The organism is Hyphomonas sp., from assembly GCF_046313735.1.
Taxonomy (GTDB): domain Bacteria; phylum Pseudomonadota; class Alphaproteobacteria; order Caulobacterales; family Hyphomonadaceae; genus Hyphomonas.
The window spans coordinates 1-4,107 of record NZ_JBKBXW010000060.1 but is presented as its reverse complement, the minus strand read 5'-3'; the positions used below and the strand labels follow the sequence as shown (position 1 = coordinate 4,107).

The window sequence follows — 4,107 nt, the reverse complement described above, 5'->3', positions numbered from 1 at the left end:
CGATCCATTCGCCGTACCAGCGCGCCACGGCCGCCTCGTCGGCGCCGAACTGTTCGCGCAGGTAAGCCAGCGGGCTGAGATTATTGAGGGGATGGATGTCGCAGGCGATGACATCCGCGAAAGCCCGCACCTGAAGGCGCGCCCAGGGATCCTCCGGCAACAGACGCGGCCCCGGCAGGGTCTCATCGATCCATTCGAGGATCGCCATCGACTGGCCTGCGACCTGGCCGTCGACCTCGATCGACGGCACCCGCATCTGCGGGTTGATGGACTGATAGTCTGGCGCCTTCTGTTCATCCTTGCCCGGAAGGATGTTGACGGGCATCAGCGCGTAATCCGCGCCCTTCAGGTTCAGCGCGATCCGTACACGGTAGGCCGCCGAAGAGCGCCAGTAATCATACAGCCGGATCATGCAAGCTCCTCCAGTTCGAGCACTCTGAGCAATTCCTCGCGCGCCATGCGGCATTCATCGGCAAAGGCGGGGTCGGCGAGGTCGGACGGGCTGAGCCGGTCGCGGTAGGTGCGCCGGATGACGGCCTGGAGCTCATCGATGCGTTCCTCGTCCATAAGGACGCCGGGGCGGCAGGCTTCCAGCTCGTCTTCGGTCATCACGACCCGCAGCCGCAGGCAGGCAGGCCCGCCGCCATTGCGCATGGACTGGCGGACATCGACGAACTCGACGCGCCCGATCGGCCCGTTGCCGGCGGTCAGCGCTTCGCAATAGCGGCGCGTAGACTCCGTGTCCTGAACTTCGCTGGGCGCGAGCAGGACCAGCCTGTCTTCGTCCGGGAACTGAAGAAGCTGTGAATTAAACAGGTAGGACCGGATGGCATCGCCGAGCGGCACATCCGCTTCGCTGACCATCACGGGCTTGAACGCGAACAGCCCCTCAGACGCGCGGCGCAGGGCCTCCAGGGTGGCGGGCGCATCTTCAAATGCCGCCTCATGGAAGAACAGCGTCTCCAGCGCGCCGACGCAGACGACATCATTGTGGAAGGCGCCGGCGTCAATCGCGCGTTTTGATTGACGCAGGAACACCGTGTGCGCCGCGTCCAGACCATGCGAGCGGGCGACCGCTTCGGCGGCCAGCCGTGTCTGGCGCGCGGGGAATCCGGCGGCGCTCTCGCCCGCATCCCGGCCATAGACGAATAGCTCAATACCGGTCGCACCATGTTCCGCACACAGACGGACATGATTGGCGGCGCCTTCATCCGAAAAGTCCGCATGCATCGGCAGGGCGGGATGCACGGCGAAGTGTTCATCGCCGGTGAAGATCGAGATCAGCGCGGCGGTCGTGTCCGGATGTTCGAGGCTGCGGTGCAGCATGGTGGAGAGGTTGGCGACGGTCAGGTGCAGCCGGCCATCGCCGGTATCGGCCGAAGGTGACACGGTGGCGGCATTGGCCGTCCACATATTGCTGGCCGAATAGGCCGCCTTCAGCAGGCGCGGCGACGCCTGCGCGGCCGCCTCGATGATCTGCGCATCGCTGCCGCCAAAACCGGCAGACACCAGCAGATCAAAATTCGGACGCGGCAGGGGCGGCAGCACGCCCTGGACCAGCCCCGCGCGCACCAGGAGGCGCATCTTCTCCAGCCCCTGCAGCGCCGCTTCGCGCGGGTTGGAGACGTCGCCGGCATTGGTAGCGCTGGCGAGATTGCCATCGGACAGCCCGCCATAATTATGGCTCGGCCCGATCAGGCCATCGAAATTGACTTCGGCGGCGAGGCTCATGCGCGCGCCCCGATGATCCAGGCCGCTGCCTTGAGCCGCGTCCGGCCATCCGTACCCGCCCTTTCTTTGAGGCCGGCCTCTACGGCCTCAAGGATGGCCGCCTCCTCGAGCGCCTGCTCCTTGATCAACCGTGTCAGCGGGCCGATCTCTATCATGAAGGCCGCGGTCTCGGCCGGGCTTGCGCCGGGCAGGCTGATCTCCCCATCCCAGGGCGCGATGGTGACCTCGCGCCAGCCCGAGCGCGTGAGGATGTCCGTGACATAGCCCGCATCGCCGAAGGAAAAGGGCCCGGGGGCGCCGGGCTCGGGCATTTGCGGCGCCTCCTTCAGGAAAGGTAGTGCGCATTGCAGCGGCATCATGGCCCAATCATTCTCCGGGAGCGGACGCCAGCAGGCAAAGCTCAGCTGCCCGCCCGGTTTGGTTGCCATACGGAGGTTCAGGAACGCGCCCGCCGGATCTTCGAAGAACATCACGCCGAAGCGCGAGACGACCGCATCGACCGGCTCCTTCGGTTGCCACGCCGCGGCGTCCGCCACGACAAATTCGGACCGCGCCGACACGGCCTGTGCCCGGCTGCGCGCGAGGGCAATCAGCGGCTCGGATACATCCACCCCGGTGATCGCGACATTGACGGCGGCCGCTTCAATGCCAAGCGACAAGGCGCCCGCGCCGCAGCCGACATCGAGAACCTTCTGTCCAGGGACGAATTTGACCGGAGCGATGACGGCGTCTGCGAACGGTGCGAGCATCCGGTCCAGCCGGTCGGCATCGCGGACCCATTTTTCGCCCGCCGGGCCGTTCCAATAGTCGATCTGGGCAGAGTTATCCATGCGTATCGCCTCTCATTCCGGGAAACCCGGCGCCTTCATGCGCGCAGCCTTTGGCGCTGTCTGGCTCGCCTGCGGCCAGGCGGCGTAGTCCGCCGCATAATACGCCCCCGGACGGAAATTTCCTGACAGGCCCGGCCCGCCGAAGGGCATGCTGCCGCTGGCGCCGGCCGTCAGGCGGTTGCGGTTCAGAATGCCCGCGCGGATGTCACGGCAGGCGATGTCCCAAGCCGCGTCGTCATCACAGACAAGCCCCGCCGAGAGGCCATACTTCGTGGCATTCGCACGCGCCACGGCGGCATCGAAATCCTTGACGCGGTAGACTTGGAGGAGCGGCCCGAAAAGCTCCTCATCCGGAATATCACGGGCGTCCGTTACATCAACAAACCCCGCCGAGACGAAGCCGCCGCCGCGCGCCAAGCGTTCAAGCGGCACGATAATCCGTCCGCCTTTGGAGATGAGCATCTGCTGAAAGTCTTCTGCCTGGCTGGCGGCGTGTTCAGAAACGAGCGGCCCCATGAAGATACCGGGCTCATCCCAGGCGCCGATCTTCAGCGCTCTGGCGCGCGCCGCAATCGCCTCCACGACCGCGTCGCCAAACGCGCCTTCGGGCAGAATGAGCCGGCGCGCGCAGGAGCAGCGCTGGCCGGTCGTGAGATAAGCGGATTGCGCCGCGATGTCGGCGGCGGCCTCGACATCTGCGGGGTCCCAGACGATGAGCGGATTGTTGCCGCCCATCTCCAGCGCGAGGATGACCTCTGGCCGGCCGGCAAAATGCTTGTGGAAGAAAACTCCGGTCGCCGCTGAGCCGGTGAAGAGGAGGCCGTTGATCTCCGCCTCGAGGAGCGCCGCGCCGGTATCCCGCCCGCCCTGCACGATGTTGACACAGCCGGGCGGCAGGCCCGCTTCGGCGAACGCCTCCGCCATCAGCGCGGCCACGGACGGCGCCAGTTCGGACGGCTTGAACACGCAGGTGTTGCCCGCCAGCAGCGCCGGCACGATATGGCCGTTCGGCAGATGGCCGGGAAAATTGAACGGTCCGTACACGGCCATGACGCCGTGCGGGCGATGCGTCAGCCTGGCCTCGCCAAAGGCCGCCGCCTCGACGCGCGAGCCAGCCCGCTCCTTCAGCGCCGCAATGGAGACAGCGATCTTGGCCTGCATCGTCGCCGCTTCGCCTTCGGAATCCCACAGCGCCTTGCCCATGTCGCGGCTGATCGCGCGCGCCAGTTGCGGCTTCATCTCGCCAAGCCTTGTGGCATAGCGTTCCAGGATTTCAGTACGTTCCGTCAGCGGACGGCGTGACCAGTCCGTGAACGCTCCGTGTGCTGAGGCGACTGCCTCGGAGACCTCCTCGGCGCTCGCGGCGCGCCCTTCCCAGGCGGTCTCGCCCGTTGCCGGACAGGTCTTGGCAAATGGCTCGCCCCGTCCCTCGCGCCAGCTTCCATCGATATACACACCGTGCTGCATCAGTGGCCCCTCATCCAGACGCGCGCCGGGCTGCCCGGCTTGAGGCGCAGGGCTTCGAGCACATCCGCCCCGGCGATCA

4 protein-coding genes are annotated in these 4,107 nt (G+C 66.5%); all 4 read right to left on the bottom strand.

Features of this window, described 5'->3' with window-relative positions; translation table 11 throughout:
• A partial coding sequence (locus ACK4SV_RS16060) for a glutathione S-transferase N-terminal domain-containing protein (protein WP_409918852.1) occupies positions 1-412 on the bottom strand: 412 nt, incomplete at its 3' end.
• The gene (locus ACK4SV_RS16055; protein ID WP_409918851.1) at positions 409-1,731 is read right to left on the bottom strand and encodes an N-succinylarginine dihydrolase; all 1,323 of its coding nucleotides are present in this window, start codon (positions 1,729-1,731) and stop codon (positions 409-411) included. The genes ACK4SV_RS16060 and ACK4SV_RS16055, both read right to left, overlap by 4 nt.
• Positions 1,728-2,561, bottom strand: coding sequence for a class I SAM-dependent methyltransferase (locus ACK4SV_RS16050; RefSeq protein WP_409918850.1), 834 nt, complete (start codon positions 2,559-2,561; stop codon positions 1,728-1,730). The genes ACK4SV_RS16055 and ACK4SV_RS16050 overlap by 4 nt, the downstream gene beginning before the upstream one ends.
• Before the next feature lie 12 nt (positions 2,562-2,573).
• A partial coding sequence (astD, locus tag ACK4SV_RS16045) for a succinylglutamate-semialdehyde dehydrogenase (RefSeq protein WP_409918849.1) occupies positions 2,574-4,107 on the bottom strand: 1,534 nt, incomplete at its 5' end.

Bases quoted from the DNA above. Each gene is read 5' to 3' on its own strand.
- ACK4SV_RS16055 (WP_409918851.1), bottom strand. From the start codon at position 1,731: ATGAGCCTCGCCGCCGAAGTCAATTTCGATGGCCTGATCGGGCCGAGC.
- ACK4SV_RS16050 (WP_409918850.1), bottom strand. From the start codon at position 2,561: ATGGATAACTCTGCCCAGATCGACTATTGGAACGGCCCGGCGGGCGAA.